The 21,614-nt window shown below is 69.8% G+C and carries 14 protein-coding genes; 3 read left to right on the top strand and 11 right to left on the bottom strand.

The window, feature by feature from the left end; all coding sequences use genetic code 11:
* Positions 1–164 precede the first annotated feature (164 nt).
* Complete coding sequence (locus AB0I89_RS06730; protein WP_357121330.1) at positions 165–1,592, top strand: endo-1,4-beta-xylanase; 1,428 nt, start codon at positions 165–167, stop codon at positions 1,590–1,592.
* Positions 1,593–1,692: 100 nt separating this feature from the next.
* Here AB0I89_RS06730 and AB0I89_RS06725 read toward each other — a convergent pair whose 3' ends face one another.
* The 4 genes from AB0I89_RS06725 to AB0I89_RS06710 are packed head-to-tail and all read right to left on the bottom strand — an operon-like array spanning position 1,693 to position 5,995.
* Positions 1,693–2,847: a serine hydrolase domain-containing protein gene (locus AB0I89_RS06725; RefSeq protein ID WP_357121327.1), complete on the bottom strand. Its 1,155-nt coding sequence runs from the start codon at positions 2,845–2,847 to the stop codon at positions 1,693–1,695.
* 3 nt (positions 2,848–2,850) lie between these two features.
* Complete coding sequence (locus AB0I89_RS06720) at positions 2,851–3,675, bottom strand: carbohydrate ABC transporter permease (RefSeq protein ID WP_355050051.1); 825 nt, start codon at positions 3,673–3,675, stop codon at positions 2,851–2,853.
* On the bottom strand, positions 3,672–4,643 hold the full coding sequence (locus AB0I89_RS06715; protein WP_357121324.1) for a sugar ABC transporter permease: 972 nt from the start codon (positions 4,641–4,643) through the stop codon (positions 3,672–3,674). The genes AB0I89_RS06720 and AB0I89_RS06715 overlap by 4 nt, the downstream gene beginning before the upstream one ends.
* A complete protein-coding gene (locus AB0I89_RS06710; RefSeq protein WP_357121321.1) occupies positions 4,640–5,995 on the bottom strand; it encodes an extracellular solute-binding protein in 1,356 nt (451 codons plus the stop codon). The genes AB0I89_RS06715 and AB0I89_RS06710 overlap by 4 nt, the downstream gene beginning before the upstream one ends.
* 361 nt (positions 5,996–6,356) lie before the next feature.
* On the opposite strand from AB0I89_RS06710, the gene AB0I89_RS06705 reads away from it, so the two are divergent.
* Positions 6,357–7,382, top strand: coding sequence for a LacI family DNA-binding transcriptional regulator (locus AB0I89_RS06705; protein WP_357121317.1), 1,026 nt, complete (start codon positions 6,357–6,359; stop codon positions 7,380–7,382).
* Between the two features lie 135 nt (positions 7,383–7,517).
* Here AB0I89_RS06705 and AB0I89_RS06700 read toward each other — a convergent pair whose 3' ends face one another.
* From AB0I89_RS06700 to AB0I89_RS06670, 7 genes are all read right to left on the bottom strand, one after another.
* On the bottom strand, positions 7,518–9,194 hold the full coding sequence (locus tag AB0I89_RS06700; RefSeq protein WP_357121314.1) for a ricin-type beta-trefoil lectin domain protein: 1,677 nt from the start codon (positions 9,192–9,194) through the stop codon (positions 7,518–7,520).
* A gap of 267 nt (positions 9,195–9,461) precedes the next feature.
* Entirely contained in the window at positions 9,462–11,858 is a 2,397-nt protein-coding gene (locus tag AB0I89_RS06695; protein WP_357121311.1) for an RICIN domain-containing protein, read from the bottom strand.
* A 73-nt stretch (positions 11,859–11,931) separates the two neighbouring features.
* Positions 11,932–12,783, bottom strand: a complete 852-nt coding sequence (locus AB0I89_RS06690; protein ID WP_357121308.1) for a sugar phosphate isomerase/epimerase family protein — start codon at positions 12,781–12,783, stop codon at positions 11,932–11,934.
* Positions 12,784–12,789: 6 nt separating this feature from the next.
* Positions 12,790–13,980, bottom strand: coding sequence for a substrate-binding domain-containing protein (locus AB0I89_RS06685; RefSeq protein WP_357121305.1), 1,191 nt, complete (start codon positions 13,978–13,980; stop codon positions 12,790–12,792).
* Between the two features lie 10 nt (positions 13,981–13,990).
* Positions 13,991–14,968 carry an ABC transporter permease gene (locus tag AB0I89_RS06680; protein ID WP_357121302.1) on the bottom strand — a complete coding sequence of 326 codons (978 nt, stop codon included), beginning with the start codon at positions 14,966–14,968 and terminating at the stop codon, positions 13,991–13,993.
* A gap of 2 nt (positions 14,969–14,970) precedes the next feature.
* The gene (locus AB0I89_RS06675; RefSeq protein WP_357121299.1) at positions 14,971–15,945 is read right to left on the bottom strand and encodes an ABC transporter permease; all 975 of its coding nucleotides are present in this window, start codon (positions 15,943–15,945) and stop codon (positions 14,971–14,973) included.
* On the bottom strand, positions 15,942–17,459 hold the full coding sequence (locus tag AB0I89_RS06670) for a sugar ABC transporter ATP-binding protein (RefSeq protein WP_357121296.1): 1,518 nt from the start codon (positions 17,457–17,459) through the stop codon (positions 15,942–15,944). Before AB0I89_RS06670 ends, AB0I89_RS06675 begins: the two co-directional genes overlap by 4 nt.
* Positions 17,460–17,983: 524 nt before the next feature.
* Here AB0I89_RS06670 and AB0I89_RS06665 point away from each other — a divergent pair.
* Entirely contained in the window at positions 17,984–21,544 is a 3,561-nt protein-coding gene (locus tag AB0I89_RS06665) for a ThuA domain-containing protein (protein ID WP_357121293.1), read from the top strand.
* Positions 21,545–21,614 lie beyond the last annotated feature (70 nt).

The raw sequence follows: 21,614 nt of genomic DNA, 5'->3' as shown, positions 1-21,614 counted from the left end.
GCGGCAGTCCATTGTGACGTTTACCCCGCAGGCAGCACCGTTGTCGACCCGTCGGACCATCCCGGGCACCGCCGAATCTCGCCCCGCACGACCCCCGGCAGCCCTTCGCCGATCGGGCCGCCCGACCTCGACTCCGCCGCCACCATTTGTCGAAAGGCAGGACCATGGACAAGATCCCCGACGAACGCACACCGCGACCCCTCCTCCGGGGCCGTCGGGTGCTGGTGCCGCTCGCGGCCACCCTCGCGGCGGTCGCCGCGACGGTGGCGGTGACCTCGGCCGCCAACGCCGGCACCACGCTGGGCGCCTCGGCGGCCGAGAAGGGCCGCTACTACGGCGCCGCGGTACCGGCCTTCAAGCTGTCCGACAGCCAGTTCGCTGGCATCGTGAACCGGGAGTTCAACCAGCTCACTCCCGAGAACGAGATGAAGTGGGACGCCACCGAGCCGCAGCAGGGCCGGTTCAACTACAGCGGCGGGGACCAGATCGTCGCCCACGCCCAGTCGCACGGCATGATCGTCCGCGGCCACACGCTGCTGTGGTACCAGCAGCAGCCGGGTTGGGCGCAGGGCATGTCCGGCACCGCGCTGCGCAACGCCGCCATCAACCACGTCACCCAGGTCGCCACCCACTACCGGGGCAAGATCTACGCCTGGGACGTGGTGAACGAGGCGTTCGCCGACGGCGGCAGCGGCGGTCGACGCGACTCGAACCTGCAGCGCACCGGCAACGACTGGATCGAGGTGGCGTTCCGGGCCGCCCGCGCCGCCGACCCGGGCGCCAAGCTCTGCTACAACGACTACAACACCGACGGCATCAACGCGAAGTCCACCGGCATCTACAACATGGTCCGCGACTTCAAGTCCCGCGGCGTGCCGATCGACTGCGTCGGCTTCCAGTCCCACCTGGGCACCTCGGTGCCGGGTGACTACCAGGCCAACCTGCAGCGCTTCGCCGACCTCGGCGTCGACGTCCAGATCACCGAGCTGGACATCGCCCAGGGCTCCAACCAGGCCAACGCCTACGCCCAGGTGACCCGGGCCTGCATGGCCATCGCCCGCTGCACCGGCATCACGGTGTGGGGCGTACGGGACAGCGACTCGTGGCGCAGTAACGACAACCCGCTGCTGTTCGACCGGTCGGGCAACAAGAAGGCGGCGTACACCTCCGTCCTCAACGCCCTCAACGCGGGCACCGGCACCCCGACCACGCCGCCGCCCACCACCCCTCCGCCGACCACTCCCCCGCCGACCACCCCCCCGCCCACGACGCCGCCGCCGACCACTCCTCCGCCCACCGGTAGCGGCTGCACCGCCTCGGTGTCGCTGAACTCCTGGAACGGTGGCTTCGTCGCCACGGTCAAGGTCAACGCCGGCTCGACGGCCGTACGGGGTTGGTCGGTCCGGATCACGCTGCCCTCGGGCGCCGCCATCACCAACACGTGGAGCGCGCAGGCCAGCGGCTCCTCGGGTGCGGTGGACTTCCGCAACGTCGACTACAACGGCCAGATCGGTGCGGGCGGCAGCACGGAGTTCGGTTTCCAGGGCACCGGCGCCGGTCCGTCCGCGACTCCTACCTGCACCGCGAGCTGACCCGTCCCCTCTCAGCTCACCCCCTGAGCGCCCCCGGGGCCGCGCGGACCACCGCGCGCCCCGGGGGTGCTCGCCGTCATGGGGGTGCGCCTACCCCGCGTCAGGCGTCGAGGCAGGAGCGGACCGCGGCGGTGAGCCGGTTGGCGCGCTCGTCGCCCGCGCCGTACATCTGGTTGACCACGTAGCCGAACCCCACCTCGTGGTACGCGTCGGCGAAGGCGAGGTTGCCGCCGGCCCCGTCGTGGCCGAAGCTGCGCTCCCCCAGCAGCGGCCGGGCCGGCTCGGAGTGCAGCAGGAAACCGGTGCCCCAGCGCTGGCCGGTGTCGGGCGGGCCGTGCCGTTGCTGGCCCCGTGAGCGGACGACGACCGCGTCGTCGACCGAGGCCCGGGTGAGCAGGGGTCCATCGCCCACGTCGGACACGCAGGCCGCGTAGAGGCGCGCGAGGCCGTCCGCGGTGCTCACCGCTCCCGCGCCCGGAATGCCGGCCGCCTGGATGTCCGGGTCGTTGAAGCTGACCAGACCGTCGGCGTCGGCGGGGAAGGCGAACGCGCCGCCCATGGTGATCCCCCGTTCGGCGACCGGGTCGACGAAGGGATCGGCGTCCGGTGGTGGGGCCAGATTCCAGGCGACGCCGTCGCGCTCGGCGGCGGGCAGCCCGAGCCAGGTACGCAGTCCCAGCGGGCCGGCGACGGTGTCGCGGAAGTACGCGCCGGGGAGCTGACCGGTGACGCGGTGGATGACCTCGCCGACGAGCCACCCGTAGGTCATCGAGTGGTAGCTGTGCGCCGTACCCGGCTCCCACAGCGGGGTCTGCGCCTCGATCGCCGCGATGACCGGATCCCACGCGAGCACCTCGTCGAGGGTCAGCGGCCGGTCCAGCGCCGGCAGGCCGGACTGGTGGGTGAGCAGCCACCGTACGGGGATGTCGGCCTTGCCGTGCTGGCCGAACTCCGGCCAGTAGCGCGTCACGGGCGCGTCGAGGTCGAGGCGCCCCTGCTGGGCGAGCAGGTACGCGCAGATCGCCAGGACCCCCTTGGTGCAGGAGAAGACGACGACCGGCGTGTGCGCCGTCCAGGGGCGTCCGGTGCGGGTGTCGGCCAGACCGCCGTACAGGTCGACGACCTTGCGACCCCGCACGTAGAGGGTGACCGCGGCGCCGACCTCACCGCGGAGGGTGAAGTTGTCGCGGAACGCGTCGGCGACGCGCCCGTAGCGCTCGTCGACGTCGCCGTGGATCTGCGGCTGCGTGGCCACTGCCTATCCCTTCAGTGAGCCCTGGATCAGGGCCTTGATGAACTGTCGCTGGAAGATCAGGAACACGATGAGGGTAGGTGTGAGGATCAGCAGCGAGCCAGCGCACAGCAGCACCAGGTCGGTGCCCCACTGGCCCTGGAACGCGCCGAGCGCTCCGGCCATCGTGCGTTTGGTGGCGTCGTCGACCAGCACGATCGCGAGCAGGAACTGGTTCCACGTCCAGAGGAACATCAGGATCGTCAGCGACGCGATGGCGGGGCGGGCCAGCGGCACCTGGACCCGCCAGAACAGCTGCCAGGTGCTGCTGCCGTCCACCCGGGCGGCCTCGGACAGCTCGACCGGCACGTTGGTGAAGTGGGCGCGCATCCAGAACACCGCGAACGGCATGTAGAGGCCGATCAGCGGCAGGATGATGGCCCACCGGGTGTTGAGCAGACCGAGGTCCTGCATCTGGTAGTAGAGCGGGGTGACGACGGCCTCGAAGGGCAGCGTGAGGCCGAGCAGCAGCAGACCGAAGACGAGCCGGCCGCCGGGCACCCGCAACTGACCCAGCCCGAAACCGGCCATGGTGGCGATGAGCACGGACACCGGTACGACGCCCGCCACGATGAGCAGGCTGGAGCGCAGCAGTGCGCCCATGTTGGCGGCGGTGAACGCGTCGGCGAAGTTGCCCCACTGCGGGTCGGACGGCCAGGCCAGACCGTCGGGCACGGTGCCGCGCGGTTGCAGGGCGGCCGAGAGCATGCTGACGAACGGCAGCAGGGTCACCAGGATCAGGGCGATCAGGAAGACCCGACCGGTCAGCTGCTCACGTCGGCTCAGGTTCACGGCTTCTCCCCCCGGGTCAGTCGCTGGATCGGCAGCACGAAGGCCAGCACCAGAAGCATCAGTACGACCGCGAGCGCCGAGGCCAACCCCACCTGACGCTGCGAGAAGGCCAGCCGGTAGATCTCCAGACCGGGGACGGTGGTCTGCAGTCCCGGTCCGCCGCTGGTGGAGATGTAGACGATGTCGAAGCTGGCCAACGCGGCGATGATCGTGACGGTGAGGCAGACCCCGATCTCCTGACGCAGGCTGGGCAGGGTGACCGCGAGGAACTCGCGGACCGGCCCCGCGCCGTCCAGCCGGGCGGCCTCGTAGAGCGCCGGATCGATCTTGCTCATGCCGGTCACCAGCAGGATCGTGCAGAGGCCGAGCAGGACCCACGCCCCGATCACCCCGACGGCGGGCAGCGCCGTGTCGAAGTCGCCCAGCCAGGCGCGGGCCACGCCACCGAGCCCGACGGCGCGCAGCACCTGGTTGACCAGACCGTTGGTCGAGAGCAGCCAACTCCACGCGATGCCGGCCGCCACCAGGGGAATGACCTGGGGCAGGAACAGGATCGTCCGGACCACGGTGCCGAACGCGCCGGTGGTGATCCGGCGGACCACGCTCGCCACCAGCAACCCGAGCGCGACCGGGATGAGGCTGAAGAAGACGATCAGGATGATCGCGTTGGAGATGATCTTCAGTAGGTCGCTGTCGGTGAAGACCGTGACGTAGTTGTCCAGGCCCGCCCAGCGGGCGACCCCGATCCCGTTCCAGTCGTAGAGCGAGTACTGGACGGTCAGGGCGAGGGGCCGCAGGACGAAGACCGCGTACATCACGAAGGCGGGCAGGACGAACAACCAGCCGGTCCCGGCCGCGCGTGCCCACCGGCGTCGGTGGGCCCGCGCGGACGCGGGACGGGCGGGACGACCCACGGACGACGCCCGGCCGTCCCGCCCTGGTGGTGCGCTGCCGAGGGCAGACGTCATCGGGACAGTTCCTTCTCGTACTCGGCCTGGACCGCCTTGACGTACCCCTCGGGCGTCTGCTGGCCGGCGACCAGCTTCTGCATCTCGGGCGTGATCGCGGCGGCGAAGATGCCACCGGTCGCGTTCGCGGTGAAGTCGACCGCGCCGTTCTCGGCCCCGAGCTGCTGCGCCGCCTTGAGGGTCTCGGCCAGCACGGTGTTCGGGGCGGCGGCCGGCACCGGAAGGTCGCTCGGGCCACCCGGGCTGGACCCGCCGACCGTCACGGCGATCTCCCGCGCCTTGGCGTCGGTGTGGACCCAGTTGAGGAAGAACGCGGCGGCGTCCGGGTTCTTGGCCTTGGCGGAGACCCCGAAGGTGTTGGGGGCGGACATCGCCACGTGCTTGGCGCCGGCCGCCTCGCCGGGGAACAGGAAGAAGCCCACGTTGCCGGCCATCGTCTTGTCGAGGTTCGCCGACTCCCAGTCGCCGTTGAACATGAACAGACCGTTGCCCTGCTGGAACTGCCCGACCATGCCCGCGTAGTCCAGGGCGTTGGCGTCCTTGGTGAAGTAGCCGGCCTGCGCCCACTTCTGGATGGTCTGGGTGGCCTTCAGCGCGGCCGGCGTGTCGAAGGTGGCTCCCGGCTTCTGGAAGATCCAGTCGGCGACCTGCGCCGGGTCGCCGAACTGGTTCTGCAGCGCCTGGTGCGGGAAGTTGATGCCCGCGGTGTTCTTGTTGAACTGCATGATCGGCTGGACCCCGCTGGTCTTCGCCTTCGCCAGCACCTGCTCGAACTCCGCGACCGTGGCCGGCGGCTGGGACATGCCGACCTGGGCGGCCAGCTTTTTGTTGTAGAAGACTCCGGTGACGCTGTAGCCGAGCCCCATGCCGTAGAGCGATCCCACGCCCCGCGTCTCGTCGCCGACGCGCAACTGCACGAGCTGCGAGGCGGGGAACTTGTCCCAGCCGTACGCGGTGACGTACGGGTCGAGGTTCTTGAGCAGGTCGTCCTTCACGAGGTCGACCATCGTGGGAAGCCGGATGATGTCGGGCGCGTTGTCCGAGGCCATCACGCGGGGGGCGTTCTCCACGATGACCGTGAACTGGTCCTCGCGGATATTGAAAGTGACGTTCGGGTGCTGCTTGGAGAACTCGTCGGCCAGCGCCTTGGCCAGCGGGAAGCCGGTCTCCGCGTACATCTGGAGGGTGACCGGCCCGGTGCCCAGGTCCGTCTTGACGGCGGCGTCGGGCCCGGCGGTCGACGACCGGTCGGCTCCGGGCGCGCTGCACGCCGTGGCGGCGAGCCCCAGCACCAGCAGCGGTCCGAGGACCAGCGCGCCGCGTCGCGGGAATGTCGTCAGCGTTTGTGCCATGTCATGACTCCTATGTTTCCTCCGCGCGTCCCACGACCCACGGCCGCGCGACGGCTCCACCGGGACCTTCGCGACGGGCGAGCGGCCACGACACGTACGCCGTGACCATCTCGCGCCGCCGCGCTCGCGTACCGACTCAGCAAGCGACCGACGGCGTCTACCGACGCGCCAAAAGTGGCCGCTAAACTGATTTAGCAGAGCATGCGCGTGACACCGGAGGCTGTCAAGGACAACCTGGCAACGGTCCGGAAACATCGGGTTCACACCACGCCCGACCCGACCGGGGCCGGGCTCCGTGCGCCGACGCATCATGATGGGCGGGAGCGGGAGCCCGTGGCGCCGCGCCTGATTCGGAGGACAGATGGGCCGCAACAGAGCAACCCTGGCCGACGTCGCACGGCGGGCCGGGCTGTCCAAGACCGCCGCGTCGATGGTGCTGAACGGCAGGGAGGGCACCCGGCTCTCGGCCGAGGCACACCAGCGCGTGTTCGCCGCCGCCGAGGAGCTGGGCTACCGGCCCAACCTGGCGGCACGCAGCCTGCGTACCCGCAAGACGGCGACCATCGCGTTCGTCTCCGACATCGTCGCCACCACCCGCTTCGCCGGCGGCCTCATCCGCGGCGCGCTCGACGCGGCCCGGGAACGCGACCACGTGCTGCTCATCACCGAGACGCAGGGCGATGCCACCTTCGAGCAGTACGCCATCGAGGCCATGCTCGACCGGCAGGTCGACGGGGTGATCTACGCGGCGATGGCCACCCGGCGACTCACGGTGCCCCCCGCCATCCTCGGCGGCCCGGTGGTGCTGCTCAACGCCACCAGCTCGGACAATCTGCCCTGCGTGCTTCCCGACGACGACCGGGCCGGTCGCGCGGTCGCCACCGCCCTGCTGGAGTACGGTCACCGCGACGCCATCGCGCTCATCGGCCGCAACCGGATCAAGGAGGGCGACCAGGAGATCTCCCTCGCCGCTCGGGCCCGCCTGCACGGCATCCAGCAGGCGTTGAGCGACGCGGGCGTCACCCTCCTGGCGGAGTCCTTCTGCACCGAGTGGCTGCCCGAGCACGGTTACGCCGCCACGCGCGCCCTGCTGAACCGAACCCAACGGCCAAGCGCCATCATCTGCATGAACGACCGGCTGGCGTTCGGCGCCTACCAGGCACTCGGCGAGGCGGGCCTGACCGTCCCGGACGACATCTCGGTGATCTCGTTCGACGACGATCCGATCGCCGCCTGGCTACGTCCCAGCCTCGCAACCACCGCGCTACCGCACGAGCAGATGGGGAGGCGCGCGGTCGAACTGCTCCTGGATGGCGGGGCCGCCGAGCGGTCGCTCGTCGCGATGCCGCTGCGCCGACGCCGGTCCCTCGCGCCTCCCGCCTCCTGATCCGGGCACCCCCTCCGCGGGCGGGCCCGTACCGGCACGCGCCCGCGCCCGGCGCGGCGGGGCCGGACGACGACAGGTCCGGGCCGGGGCCGTGCCGCCCCGGTCCGGACCTGTCGAGCTGTCAGCGCGGTGTGGCTAGCGCCGGGTCCAGCGTTGGTTGGAGGCCCCGGTGCAGGTCCACAGGAGCACCGTGGTGCCGTTGGCCGTCGCGTTGTTGTTGACGTCGAGACAGAGGCCCGACGACGCTCCGCTGATCGTGCCGTTCGAGTTGAACGTCCACCGCTGGTTGGCGCCGCCGTTGCAGTCCCAGATCTGGACCTTGCTGCCGGCGCTGGCGTTGGTGGGCGCGTCCAGACACTTGCCGAGCGCCTGGAGGGTCTGCCCGTTGGCCGTCCACCGCTGGTTGGCGGCCCCGTTGCAGTCCCAGATCACCGGCTGGGTGCCGTTGGTGGTGTTGCTCTGCGGGACGTCCAGGCAGCGGCCGGAGGCAACGCTCGACAGCGCGAAGGAGGTGGTCGGCGGCGGCGTGGTGGTCGGCGGCGGCGTGGTCGGCGGCGGGGTGCTGGTGTCGCCGCCACTGACCCGGTACACCACCGTGCCGTGCGCCGGAACGCTGGCGGAGATGGAGCCGGTGCTCGTGCTGGTGGTGTTGCTCCAGGCGTCCACCAGGTTGAAGGAGCTGCCGGACTTGCCGACGGCGGCGGCCGTCGTGGAGATCGTCGTCGTCGAACCGCTCTGGTTGAACAGCGCGACCGCGACGTCACCGTTGGCCAGCCGCTTGGCCAGCACGCGACGGGTGCCGTCGAACGACACCTGGCCGGCCTGCAAGCCCAGGGCGTCCTGGTTGATGCCGATCAGGTTCGCGTTCTTGAGGATCGTCTGCGTCGCGGCGTTCATGTTGCGGACGTCGTTGCCGGCGATCAGCGGCGACGCCATCATCGCCCACATCGCGAAGTGGCTGCGCATCTCGGTGTCGTTCATGCCGCCCCGGCCGACCTCCATCATGTCCGGGTCGTTGAATCCACCCGGGCGCGCGTACGAGGCCAGCGGGACGGTCACGTTGATGATGTTCTGGATGCCCATCGGGTAGCCGTTGGTCTGCCCGGTGTCCCACGCGTTGGTGATGTCCTCGGTGGTGCGCCACATGTTCGCCACGTCGCCCCAGTTGCGCTGCGGGCCGGTCTTGGCGTGGATGCTGTTGGAGTTGATGCTGTAGACGATCGGCCGGCCGGTCGCGGCCAGCGCGTCGCGCATCTTGGCGAACGTGGTGACCTGGTCGTTGATGCTGCCGTTCGGGGAGCACCAGTCGTACTTGAGGAAGTCGACGCCCCAGGCGGCGAACTGCCGAGCGTCCTGCGCCTCGTGGCCCTGGCTGCCGGTCGCGCCGGGGTAGCTGTTGAAGTACTGCGCGCAGGTCTTGTCGACGGGCACCTGGTAGAGACCGAACTTCAGCCCCCGGGCGTGCAGGTAGTCGCCGAGCGCCTTCATCCCGCTCGGGAAGCGGGTCGGGTCGCCCTGGAGGTTGCCGGAGCTGTCGCGGTTCGGGTTGAACCAGCAGTCGTCGACCACGACGTACTGGTAGCCCAGATCGCGCATTCCGTTGCTGACCATCGCGTCGGCGGTCTGCCGGATCAGCCCTTCGTTGATGTTGCAACCGAAGGAGTTCCAGCTGTTCCACCCCATCGGGGGTGTCCGGGCGACGCCGTTCTCCAGCGCCTGGGCCCCGGGTGCCCGCAGGCCCACGAGGGCGGCGGCCACGAGGAGCCCGGCCGCCGCTGCCCGCCCCCAGTGACGGGCTCGGATTCGCTTCATTCGGGAGCGTCCTTTCGGTAGTGCCATCCACGGGGGACGGCAACCCGGATGAGGCGGGCACCGTCGTGTGCGCGACCACTGTTAGCGTTAACAGCAGACGCCGGTCATATTACGGAGCCGTTTCGTCGAATTCAACTACTTCCATGTCTCGACGTGTCGGCGAGCGGACCCACCAGGGCAGGCGCAGGCCCCGTCGGTCACGGATGACCGACGGGGCCCATTCCCGCCGCAGACGGCCGGGGTACGGCCGGTCGGGGCGAGCCCGCCTCAGCTACGCAACTGCCACTGCTGGTTGGTGCCGCCGTTGCACGACCAGAGGATGAGCTTCGTGCCGTTCGCCGTTGCGGCGCCGTTCGCGTCCAGGCAGAGGCCCGACTGCACGCCGGTGATCGTGCCGTTGGCGTTGACGTTCCACTGCTGGTTGGCCTGGCCGTTGCAGTCCCAGATCACCACCTTGGTGCCGTTGGCGGTGCCGGCACCGGAGGCGTCCAGGCACTTGTTGCCGTACACCATGAGCTGCCGGCTTGCGGTCACCGTCCACCGCTGGTTGGTGGCTCCGCTAATGCAGTCCCAGAGCTGGGCCTGCGTGCCGTTGGTGGTGACGGATCCGCCGATCTCGGCGCAGCGACCCGACTGGACGCCCACGATCTGCCCACTCTGCGGGTTGGTGCTGCCGCCGCCCTGGACGCCGGCCGCCGCGATCACGGACTGCGCGCCCGACGGCCAGTTTCCGTTGGAGACCGTGACGTTGCTGTTGACCACGTTGCCCCGGTCGCCGTTCGTCACGTTGGTGCTGCCGTTGGTCGACCAGTTGTTGGTGACGGTGAAGTTGCCCATGTTCTCCGCGTAGTAGTAGTTCGCGGTGGCCCAGGTGCCGGTGGAGGAGAACACGTTGTTGCGGGCGGTGTAGTAGCGCGAGCCCTCGTCGAAGTAGAGCCCGAACCAGCCGTTGGTTCGCAGGCAGTAGTTCTGGTTGATGGTCCCGCCCGGGTTCGCCGAGAGCGTGTAGATGCACCCGCCGTCGGTCATCTGCTGCATCACGTCGTGCACGTAGTTGCCGATGACCTGGTTGTTCGACGCGGTCGTGGCCGTGGAGTAGCGCGGCTGGTAGTTGTAGAGGCCCCGGTTGGCGTAGTGCTGGCTGCCACCGGCGTCGTTGGCGCCCCAGCCGTAGCCGACGGACAGCCCGGTGTACGGCATGTTGTAGACCTCGTTCTGCGAGACCAACGAGGTGCTGACGTAGGTGGTCAGGATCGACACCACGCCCCGGTACTCCACGCCCAGGTCGTGCACCCGGTTGTTGCTGATGGTGACGTTCCGGTTGACCATCCGCTGGTCGCCGGGGTGGTGGGCGTCGGCGCGCACGCCGCCGACCACGATGCCGCCGGCCGAGTTGCGGGCGATCTCGGAACGGGTGACCGTGATGTTGCTGGTACCCAGGCCGACACCGCTCGCGTGGGCGTTGGCGTCGTTGCCGATGCCGATGGCCGTCTGACCCAGGTTGACGAACTGGGAGTCGCTGAAGGAGATGGTGTTGGCGGCCGACACCTGCACGGCGGCGGGCATCTGGGCCCAGCTCGGCCGGGTGGCCTCGAACAGCGGGCAGCCCTCCTGGCAGGAGGTCAACGCGTCGGACGGGCGGGCCCAGGTGCCGACGATGTGCGCGCCGGTCTGCTGGTCGGCGAAGCCGTTGCTGCTGCTCGGGCCGAGCCAGCTCGTACCGGTGAAGGTGATGCCGCTGAACGAGATGTGGTGCGCGGGCGCGTCGTACGTGCCGCCCACGTTGACCAGCGACTGGAGCTGCGGCAGCTCCACGGTGACGCTGTTCATGTTCTGCCCGGCGAGCGGGATGTAGTTGAGCTGCCCGCTGCCCGGGTTGAGATACCACTCCCCCGCCGAGTCGAGGAACTCGTACGCGTTGGCCAGGTAGAACGGGCCGGCCCGGTGCGGACGGGACAGGGTGTCGAAGCCGAACGTGTTGTTGTTCCAGGCCGGCTGCTGCATCGTCAGGAAGTTCCCGCTGATGCTCTGCACGGGCGAGTACCGGTCGGTGAACGAGCCGACGCTCTCCACCTCGACCCGGCTCTGGTTACCGACGTTGTTCAGGTAGCTCAACGCGCTGTTGCTGAACCGCATGCCGGTCGTGGTGAAGGTGAAGTCGGCGCGGTTGACGGCGGTACGCGCCCGGGTGGCGATGGCGCCGTTGACGTAGAGCTGGCGGCTGTCCAGCCCGGTGGGGACGCTGGCTCGCCAGATGTTCTTCGCGGAGTCGACAAGCGACCAGCCGGTGACCGCCCGCGCGCCGCTGATCGTCGGGTGGGCCGAGGCGGCCGCCCGCCAGATCACCTGGTAGCCGTTGGTGCCGGAGTCGGCGGCGGTCAGCCGCAGCGGCGAGGTGAGCCGGTACACGCCGTCGGCCAGTTCGACGACGATGTCGCCGGACATGGAGCTGTTGAGCGTCCGGACGGCGGCCTGCGCGCCGGCCAGCGAGCACGGCTGGCTGGCGGAGCAGGTGCTCCCGCCGCCGGACGGGGACGCGTAGAGGGTGGTGGTCGCCGCGGCGGCCGGTGTGGCCGAGGCGGTGACGGCGACCATTGCGGTCAGTGCCGCCGTGGCGGCGCCGGCGAGGAGCCGGCGCGCCACGGCGATGGATGAGACGGACACTGGACGGTCTCCTGGGGGGGTAGAGGTGGGGTGGTGGGGTTAGCGCTAACAACATGGGCGTGCCGACGCCCGGTCAGGCGACGACCTTGCGGAGGTGGTGCAGGCCGTCGACGGCGAGGCGGTCCTGGGTGGGGGCCAGGGGCCGCCAGATCGACGCCGCGGTGGCGATGGTGGCGTTGTCGGACGTGAACGACTCGATGCAGACCGCGCCCCGGTAGCCGGTGCCCCGCAGGACGGAGAAGAAGCGCGGCCAGTCGAAGTGGTCCGCGCCGGGAGCGCCCCGATCGGTGCCGCTGACCTGGACGTGCTTGATGTGCGGACCGGCCAGCGCGAGGGCCGCGTAGGGGTCTGCCTCCTCGATGTTCATGTGGTACGTATCGATCATGATGCCGACGCTCGACGGCAGGCCGTCGATCGCCTCGATCGTCTGCTCGACGGTGTTGAGCACGCTCGTCTCGTAGCGGTTCAGCGCCTCGACACCGATGCTCACGCCACACTCGCCGGCCCGGTTGGCGACCGGCGCGAGCGCCCGCCGGAAGTCGGCGTAGCAGGCCGCGCGGGCCGCCGCCGACATCCGCCAGGTACGCCCGACGGCCGCGTACACCGGACCGCCGACGCAGGGCGCGCCGACCGCCGCCGCGCTCGCCACACACCCCATGAGGTACGCGACGGTCGACTCGACGACGGCCGGCGGGGCGTCCACCAGGTCCCGCCCGGGCGGGGTGACCGCGCAGACCCCGGCCGCGGCGAGGCCGTGCTCGGCCAGCAGGTCCCGCGTGCGGACGGGATCCCAGTCGCCGGGCTGCTCGATCGGCAGTTCGACCGCGTCGAACCCGAACGAGGCGATCCGCGGGATCAACCGGGCGAGGGCCTCGTCGTCGACCGGCGAGGCCCACACCCAGGGGTTGACGCCAATGGCGTACACCGCAACCTACTTCCAGCGCTGGGGGTAGCCGGGCAGGTCACGGCAGCCGCACATCGCGTAGTGCAGCGGCGGCATGCTCGCGTCGAGGTACTGGTCCAGGTTGTCCTGGGTGATCGTGGGCTGCGGCAGCTTCCACGGGCTGGACACCTGCTTGCCGTCCAGGATGTCCAGCGCGGCGACGATCGGCGTCCGCCACTGGTACGTCGGGTAGGTCGGCGCGATGGCGGTGAGCTGCTTGTCCTTCCAGAGCTTCAGGAAGTCGAGCTGGTCCTCGCCGTTAATCGGCGGTACGGGCTTGCCGGCGTCCTGGAACGCCTCGACCGCCGCCACGGCGACCGCTCCGGCGTCCATCCAGACCCCGTCGATCGTGCCGTACCGCTGGATGTAGTCGTTCACGATCTTCTTGGTCTTGGCGGGGTCGCCGTCGGTGAACTCCACGCCCACGACGTCGACCTTCGCCTTGTCCAGCGCGATCTTCGCGGCCGACCAGCGGGTCTCCAACACGTCGACCCCGGGCAGGATGCGCAGCGCCAGCAGCTTGCCGCCGGGCTTCATCTTCTGGCTGACGAACTCCGCGCCGACGTGGCCGAAGCCGTAGCCACCCACCGGGTTGATGAACGTCACCGGGCAGGTCGTGTTGACGCCCCGGTCGAAGACGACCACCGGCAGGCCGGCCTTGCAGGCGGCCTCGACGGCCGGGGTGAGTGTGGCGGTGGTGTTCGGCGACACGATGAGCGCGTCGCAGCTCTTGCCGAGCAGATCGTTGATGTCGGCGATCTGCTTCTGGTCCTTGCCCTCGGCGTCGACGTGCACGAACTCGCTGATGCGGGACTTCTGCGCCTCGACCTCGGCCTGCATGGTCTTGAAGCCGACCTGCCGCCACGGGTTGTTCAGCGCCGCGTTCGAGAAGCAGATCTTGTGCGGACCGGCCTTCTTGAACTTGGCGGTGTCCACCATCTTCGGGTTGAGCACCTGCTCCCACGGCTTGTCCGCCGGGCCCGTAGGGGCGGCGTCGAGCAGGGCCAGCTCGTTGTCGTAGTCGGCCTGCACGAAGAACTTGGACTGCTCCCCGGTGCCGGACCCCGCGGCGGCGGACGCGCTGCCGGACGGGGACGCGGTCGGCTCGTCGGTGGCGCATCCGGCGGCGGCCAGCGTCAGCACACCGGCCGCAGCCAGGGCGGTCATGGATCGTCTCATCGAATCACCTTTATCTTGAGGAGGAGGAACGCGAAGCCGAGACCGCCACGGCGAGCAGGATGATCAAGCCTTGGACGGTCGATCTGAGGGCACCGGAGACGCCGGTGAAGTTCATCAGCGCGAAGAGCGTCTCGAGGGTCAGTGCGCCGAGCATCGCCCCGACGACCGAGCCGCGACCGCCGCCGAGGGCGACCCCGCCGAGCACGACGGCGGTGATCGCGGCGAACTCCAGGCCGACTCCGGCCTGGAACGACACACCGCTGTACCCGCCGAGCAGGATCGCCGCGACCGCCGCCGCGACACCGCTCAGCACGAACGCGATCGTCTTGGTGAGACCGACGCGTACGCCGCTCAACTCGGCGGTGCGCGGATTGTCCCCGACGGCGACGAGCGTGCGGCCGAAGTCCGAGCGGGTCAGCACCACGGCGATCGCGGCGACGACCACCAGCACGAGCAGCGCGTACGGGATCCGGCCGAGCAGCGGCACGTCCTCGATGGCCCGTCGACCGAACCGACGGAACTCCTCGGAGAGGCCGCCCTTCGGTGCGCCGTCGGACCACAGGTAGACGGCGCCGACGAGGATCAGGAACATGCCCAGGGTGGTGATGAAGGAGGGCACCCGCAGCACCGTGGTGACCAGACCGTTGACCAGCCCGACGAACGCGCCACCGACGAGCAGCAACGCGACCACCGGCCAGGTGCGCGACGGGTCGCTGTCGATGAGGCGGGCAGCCACGACGACCTGCGCCGTGACCAGGGAGCCCACCGAGAGGTCGAACTCCCCGCTGACGATCACGAAGTACTGACCGGCGGCGAGCAGGATGATCGGCGCGGAGCGACCCAGGAACGACATCAGCGACCCGGGGGCGAGGAAGTCGGGTTGCACGAACGCGATGATGATCAGCAGCACCGCCAGGAGCGCGGCGATCGGCGCGATCCCGTCGAGGCGGATCCGGAGGGTGAGCGGACGGCGCTCGGCGACCCGCATGGTCAGGACCCCGCCTTTCGCATGGCCCGTCGGGCGTAGACGGCGACCGCGGCGATGATGATCACGCCACGGATCACCTGCTTGAAGAACGCGTCGACCTCGAGCTGGTTGAAGACCGCGTCGATGCTGGCGAGCAGCAGCACGCCGCCGATCGTGCCGAGGACGCCCCCGCGCCCGCCCGCGAGGGCGGTGCCACCGAGGACCACCGCGGCGATGGACTCCAGGTCGTAGAGCCCCTCGGTGCCCACCCGCGGGGCGCCGGAGCCGAGCCGGCTGGCCAGGTAGACGCCGGCCAGCCCGGCACAGAGGGAACACAGCACGTGGGCCGTGACGAGGACCCGGTCGTTGCGGACGCCGGAGAGCCGGGCGACCTCCGGATCACCCCCGACGGCCACCAGGTGGTGGCCGAACCGGGTACGCGAGAGGACGAACCAGGCCGCCGCGGTCACCGCGAGCAGCAGCAGGAAGGACACCGGCACCGGGCCGACCCGCTGGTAGCCGAGCGTCCGGACGAGAGCGGGCGCGCTCTCGCCGGCCGGGCCGTCGTAGCCGTTGTCGAGGTAGCCCTTGAGCAGCAGTCCGACGCCGAGGGTCGCGATGAACGCGTTGATCCGCAGCTTGGTGACGAGCAGCCCGTTGAGCAGTCCGACGCCGGCGCTGACCGCGAGCGCCAGCCCGATCGCCGGAAGCAGGGCGCCGTCGCTGCCGTTCATCGCCTCGGCCGCCACCAGGGTGCTGAGGCTGATCACGAACGCCACGGAGAGGTCGAGCGACCCACCGAGGATGACCAGGGTCTGCCCGACGGCGACGAGGCCGAGGCCGGCGGCGACGTGCAGCAGGCTCACCGTCGTCGACTGGTTGAAGAGCTGACCACCGTCGAGCATGACGATCAGCCAGCCGACCACGAGGGTGAGGGCAAGGGCCACGTACACGCCCGGCACGGCACGGCGGGCGGGACGCAGCGACAGGGCGGTCATGAGACAGCCTCCCGGACGGTGGTGGTGCCGACGGCCAGGGCGACGACGTCCTCCTCGGTCGCGCCGGCGGGCAGCTCGCCCGCGATCCGACCGTCGCGCAGGACGACGATCCGGTCGCTCATACCGAGCAGCTCCGGCAGCTCCGACGAGATCATCAGCACCGCCGCGCCGTCGCTGGCGAGGCGGCGGACGAGGTCGTGGATGGCGGACTTCGCCCCCACGTCGATGCCCCGGGTCGGCTCGTCGAAGATCAGGATGCGCGGGCTCAGCGCCAGCCAGCGGGCCAGCACGACCTTCTGCTGGTTGCCGCCGGAGAGGAAGCGGATCTCCTGGTCGTCGCCGGCCGAGCGGACCTCCACGGCGGCGAGCAGCTCGCGTACCCGTGCCGTGCGGGCGGCGCGACCGGACCGTGTCGCGAAGGCGGCCCGGCTGGCCAGCAGCGCGTTGTCGAGCACCGATTGCCGTGCCACGATGCCCTCGCCCTTGCGGTCCTCGGTGACGTACGCGATGCCGGCCCGCATGGCGGCGCGCGGCGAGCGCAGCCGCACCGGTTCGCCGTCCAATTCGACGGCGCCGGTCGTGAACGGCGCCACGCCGAAGAGCGCCCGAGCGAGCGCGGATCGTCCGGAGCCCTGTAGGCCGCCGACGCCGAGCACCTCGCCGGCGCGCAGCTCGAGGTCCACTCCCCGCAGCTTGCGGTTACCCCCGTCGCGGACGGTGAGCCGTACCGGCCCACGGTCGTCGGGACCGGCCCGCTCGGGGTAGTAGCTGGACAGCTCGCGGCCGACCATGTGCCGGACCAGCTCGTCGGCGGTCGTGCTCGCGGTGTCCACCGTGGTCACCCGGCGACCGTCCTTGAGCACGGTGATCCGGCTGGACAGGTCGAAGACCTCGGTGAGCCGGTGCGACACGTACAGCAGACCGATCCCGCGCTCCTGGAGGCGGCGTACCAGCCCGTAGAGCAGTTCGACCTCCTGGTCGGCCAGCGCCGCCGTCGGCTCGTCCATGATGAGCAGTCGCGCGTCCAGGGCGAGCGCCTTGGCGATCTCGACGACCTGCTGCTGGGCGACGCCGAGCCGCCCGACCCGGGCGTCGGCCGGCAGGGCGGTCTCGCCGATCGAGGTGAGCAGCTCGCGGGTGCGGTCGAGCATCGCGCGGCGGTCGACCAACCCACGCCGGACCGGTTCGTGGCCCAGGTAGACGTTCTCCGCGACGGTGCGCTCGGGCAGCAGGTTGAATTCCTGGTGGATGATGCCGACGCCGGCGCGCTGGGCATCACGGGGGCCGTGGAACGCGCGCGGTTGGCCGGCGAACTCGACGGTGCCCTCGTCCGGGGCGTACCCGCCCGAGACGATCTTCATGAGCGTCGACTTGCCGGCGCCGTTCTCACCGACGACGGCGTGCACCTCGCCCGGCGCGACGTCGAGGTCGACGCCCTCGAGGACGCGTACACCGAGGAACGACTTGCCGATGCCCCGCAGGGCCAGCAGCGGTGCCGGTGGTGGATCTGACATCCCGATAGCCCTTACAGATAGTAGTCATCGACGAGGTCAGCACAGCCGCCGGTAGGCCGTTCGACGCGCTGAGTGACGCACTTTCGCAGCTTGCTGAAGAACTTGCGTTTTTATGGTGCAAACATTTCCTTGACATCGAGGAAACATCACACGTATGAAGATAGATGTTTGGATGCGGGTCCGCAATCCTCGATCTGCGGCGACAGCCAGGCCCAGCACTCGATCGGCACGAGTGCGGGCATGGACCGGTCAGGCCCGACTACCCCTACCCGGGGGTAACATCAGACGCTCGACGTTATATTGACAGTCCTCAATGGATGATTCATCCTGACCTCGCAGACCATGGACGAGATCACAGCCCACATCACGCTGTGTGACATCCAGCGGGGCTGACTGCCGTCTCGGCGTACGGCACGACGACCGCGACCAGCACACCCGTGGCTCTCGCGCGCCCAGGCACGACCTGACGCGCTGTCGGCCCGTGCTCGCAATCGCCAGTTGCCCGCCCAAACCTAGGAGACGGCATGCGTCGCCCCACAATGATCATTGGATTGATCGTCGGCCTGTTGGTGGCCCTCGGCCTGGCCCCGCCAGCGTCGGCCGCCCCGGCGTTCCGCGCCCTGTTGTTCACCAAGACCGCCGGCTACCGGCACGACTCGATCCCGGCCGGGATCTCGATGATCCAGCAGCAGGCCGCCGCGAACAACTTCGAGGTGGTGGCGACCGAGGACGCGAGCGTCTTCACGGCCGCCAACCTCGCCACCTTCGACGTCGTCATCATGCTCCAGACCTCCGGCATGGTCTGGACCTCGGCCTCCCAGCGCCAAGCCATCGAGGGCTACCTCGCCAGTGGCAAGGGCATCGTGGGCGTGCACAACGCCACCGACATGGGCATCGAGTCTGAGTACCCGTGGTGGGACCAGATGATGAACGGCGGCGCCCACATGCCCGAGCACTCCCCCGGAGTCCTCGCCGGCACCGCCATCGTCGCCGACAAGCAGCACCCCTCGACGGTCGGCCTGCCGGACCGCTGGAGCCGCAGCGAGGAGTGGTACAACTTCGACTCCAACCCGCGCGGCAACGTGCACGTCCTGGTGACCGCCGACGAGCGCACGTACAACCCGGGCTCGCGGGCGATGGGCCCGGACCACCCGATCTCGTGGTGCCGCAACACCGGTGGCGGACGGGTGTGGGCCACCGCGATGGGCCACGCCATCGACTCCTACAGCGAGACCTACTTCCGCAACCACGTCCTGGGCGGCATCAAGTGGGCCGCCGGCAACCTGCCCGGCGACTGCGGCGGCACCGTCTGGGGCAACTTCGAGAAGCGCACGCTCGACGACAACACCGCGGACCCGATGGCGCTGTCCGTGCTGCCGGACGGTCGCGTCCTGTACGTCCAGCGGGGTGGCCAGGTCAAGATCTTCAAGCCGAGCACGAACAGCACCGTCACCGCCGCCACGCTGAGCGTCTACACCGGCGGTGAGGACGGCCTCACCGGCGTCGCGATAGACCCCGCGTTCGCCAGCAACGGATACGTCTACCTGTACCACTCACCAGCGAGCAGCTCGACCGACGTCAACCGGGTGTCCCGCTACACGCTCTCCGGTGACACGCTCAACCTGTCCACCGAGGCCCGGATCATCGACATCCCCGCGTACCGGGACCGGACCTTCGCGGAGCCCGGACACACCGGCGGCTACATCGACTTCGGCCCGGACGGCAACCTCTACATCGGCACCGGCGACGACACGCCGCCCAACCTCGACCCCAACTGGCAGGGGTACGCCCCGCTGGACTGGCGCTCGGGCAAGTCCAACCTGGACGCCGCCCGCTCCGCCGGTAACACCAACGACCTGCGCGGCAAGCTGCTGCGCATCAAGCCCTCGGCCAGCGGCGGGTACACCATCCCGACGGGCAACCTCTACCCCCAGGGCACGGCGCAGACCAAGCCCGAGGTGTACGCCATGGGCTTCCGCAACCCGTTCCGCTTCTCGATCGACCCGGTCACCGGCTGGGTCTACCTGGCCGACTACGGGCCGGACCGCAACCCGCCGACGACCAACCGCGGCCCGGAGGGTCTCGTCGAGCTGAACGTGATCAAGACGGCCGGCAACTACGGCTGGCCGTTCTGCCACGGCAACAACCAGCCGTACGCGCCGTTCAACCCGGACACCGGTGTGGTCGGGGCGAAGTTCAACTGCAGCGCGCCGGTCAACAACTCGCCCAACAACACCGGCCTGGTCAACCTCAAGCCGGTCGTCTCGCCGAACATCTGGTACGGCTACCCGGCCTCGACGACCTTCCCCGAGCTGGGCTCCGGCGGGTCGGCCCCGATGGGCGGCCCGGTGTACCGGTACAACGCGAACAACCCGTCGGCGACGAAGTTCCCGCCGTACTACGACGGCGTGCACTTCTTCTACGAGTGGGCCCGCAACTACGTCAAGGAGGTCCACTTCGACTCCTCGACGGCGGTCACCCGGACCAACCCGTTCCTGCCCGGCGGCAACTTCAACAAGCCCATGGACATGGAGTTCGGCCCCGACGGTTCGCTGTACCTGCTGGAGTGGGGCTCGAACTTCGGCGGCGGCAACAACGACTCCGGGCTCTACCGGATCGACTACATCCAGGGCGGCCGGTCACCGATCGCGAAGGCCGTCGGCACGCCGACCAGCGGCAGCGCCCCGCTGACCGTCCAGTTCAGCAGCGCCGGCACCAACGACCCGGACCCTGGCAACACCCTCAGCTACCAGTGGACCTTCGGTGACGGTGGTACGTCCACGGCAGCCAACCCGACACACACCTACACGACCAACGGCGACTACACCGCACAACTGAAGGTCACCGACAACACCGGCAAGACCGGCTTCGCCAACGTACAGATCACGGTCGGCAACACCGCCCCGGTGGTCACCATCAACGTGCCCCCCAACGGCGGCATGCTGAACTTCGGCGACAAGGTCTCGTACACGGTCAGTGTCTCCGACCCCGGCGGCGCGGCCATCGACTGCACCAAGGTGTTCGTCAACCCGGCCCTCGGCCACGACGACCACGCCCACGAGACCACCGAGTACCCGGGCTGTTCGGGGACCATCTCCACCGACCTGCTCGGTGGGCACCCCGAGGGCGCGAACCTGTACTACGTGCTCAACGCCCGCTACACCGACAACGGCGGCTCGGGTGGCGGCTCGCCGCTGACCGGCTACGCGCAGGCGATCCTGCAGCCGAAGCACAAGCAGGCCGAGTATTTCAGCAGCCAGTCGGGCATCCGGGTCGTCGACCAGAGCGCCGCGGAGAGCGGTAAGCGCGTCGGTGACATCTCCAACAACGACTGGGTAGCGTTCAACCCGATGAGCCTGTCGAACATCAGCACCGTCAGCTACCGGCTCTCCTCGCCCAGCGGCGGCGGAAGCATCGAGCTGCGGGCCGACTCGCCGACCGGCACCCTGCTGGCCACGACGTCGGTGCCCAGCACCGGCGGCTGGGACAACTACCAGTCCACGGCGGCGACGAGCGTCGCGGCCCTGTCCGGGACGCACACCCTCTACATGGTGTTCAAGGGCAGCTCGTCCAACTGGTTCGACCTCGACGCCTTCACCTTCGGCGGCAACGGCGTGGGGGTGCCCGGCGGCAGCGACCCGGGTACCGGTGGCGTGGCCGGGAAGACCTGGACCCTCACGGCCCAGCACAGCGGCAAGCTGATGGACGTCAGCGGGGTCTCCACCGCCGACGGCGCCCAGGTCGTGCAGTGGGCGGCCACCGGGGGCAACAACCAGAAGTGGCAGGCGGTGGACGCCGGCGGCGGCGCCGTCTACCTCAAGGCGGTGCACAGCGGTAAGTGCCTCGACGTCGTCGGCGGCTCGACCGCACAGGGCGCCTTCCTGCAACACACCACCTGCAACAACTCCAACCAACAGAAGTTCACCGTGACGGCGACCGGCACCACCGGGGTCTACACGGTCAAGAGCGCGCTGAGCGGGCTCTGCCTGGACGTCAACGGCGCCTCGACCGCTGACGGGGCCCGCCTGCTGCAGTGGGGCTGTCACAGCGCCGCCAACCAGCAGTGGCGGTTCACCCAGGTCTGATCACCGGACCTGGCGCGAACGAAGCGCCGGCCACCCGCTCCTGACGACGGGTGGCCGGCGCTCCGGCTTT

It is taken from the genome of Micromonospora sp. NPDC049801 (genome assembly GCF_040656575.1).
GTDB lineage: Bacteria > Actinomycetota > Actinomycetes > Mycobacteriales > Micromonosporaceae > Micromonospora.
Note: the sequence above shows the minus strand (reverse complement) of the source record. Positions and strands in the feature narration are given on the sequence as shown.

Coding starts and splice junctions, on each gene's coding strand:
- AB0I89_RS06680 (WP_357121302.1), bottom strand. CDS start 14,968: ATGCGGGTCGCCGAGCGCCGTCCGCTCACCCTCCGGATCCGCCTCGAC.
- AB0I89_RS06670 (WP_357121296.1), bottom strand. CDS start 17,459: ATGTCAGATCCACCACCGGCACCGCTGCTGGCCCTGCGGGGCATCGGC.
- AB0I89_RS06665 (WP_357121293.1), top strand. CDS start 17,984: ATGCGTCGCCCCACAATGATCATTGGATTGATCGTCGGCCTGTTGGTG.
- AB0I89_RS06705 (WP_357121317.1), top strand. CDS start 6,357: ATGGGCCGCAACAGAGCAACCCTGGCCGACGTCGCACGGCGGGCCGGG.
- AB0I89_RS06710 (WP_357121321.1), bottom strand. CDS start 5,995: ATGGCACAAACGCTGACGACATTCCCGCGACGCGGCGCGCTGGTCCTC.
- AB0I89_RS06715 (WP_357121324.1), bottom strand. CDS start 4,643: ATGACGTCTGCCCTCGGCAGCGCACCACCAGGGCGGGACGGCCGGGCG.
- AB0I89_RS06685 (WP_357121305.1), bottom strand. CDS start 13,980: ATGAGACGATCCATGACCGCCCTGGCTGCGGCCGGTGTGCTGACGCTG.
- AB0I89_RS06675 (WP_357121299.1), bottom strand. CDS start 15,945: ATGACCGCCCTGTCGCTGCGTCCCGCCCGCCGTGCCGTGCCGGGCGTG.
- AB0I89_RS06730 (WP_357121330.1), top strand. CDS start 165: ATGGACAAGATCCCCGACGAACGCACACCGCGACCCCTCCTCCGGGGC.
- AB0I89_RS06700 (WP_357121314.1), bottom strand. CDS start 9,194: ATGAAGCGAATCCGAGCCCGTCACTGGGGGCGGGCAGCGGCGGCCGGG.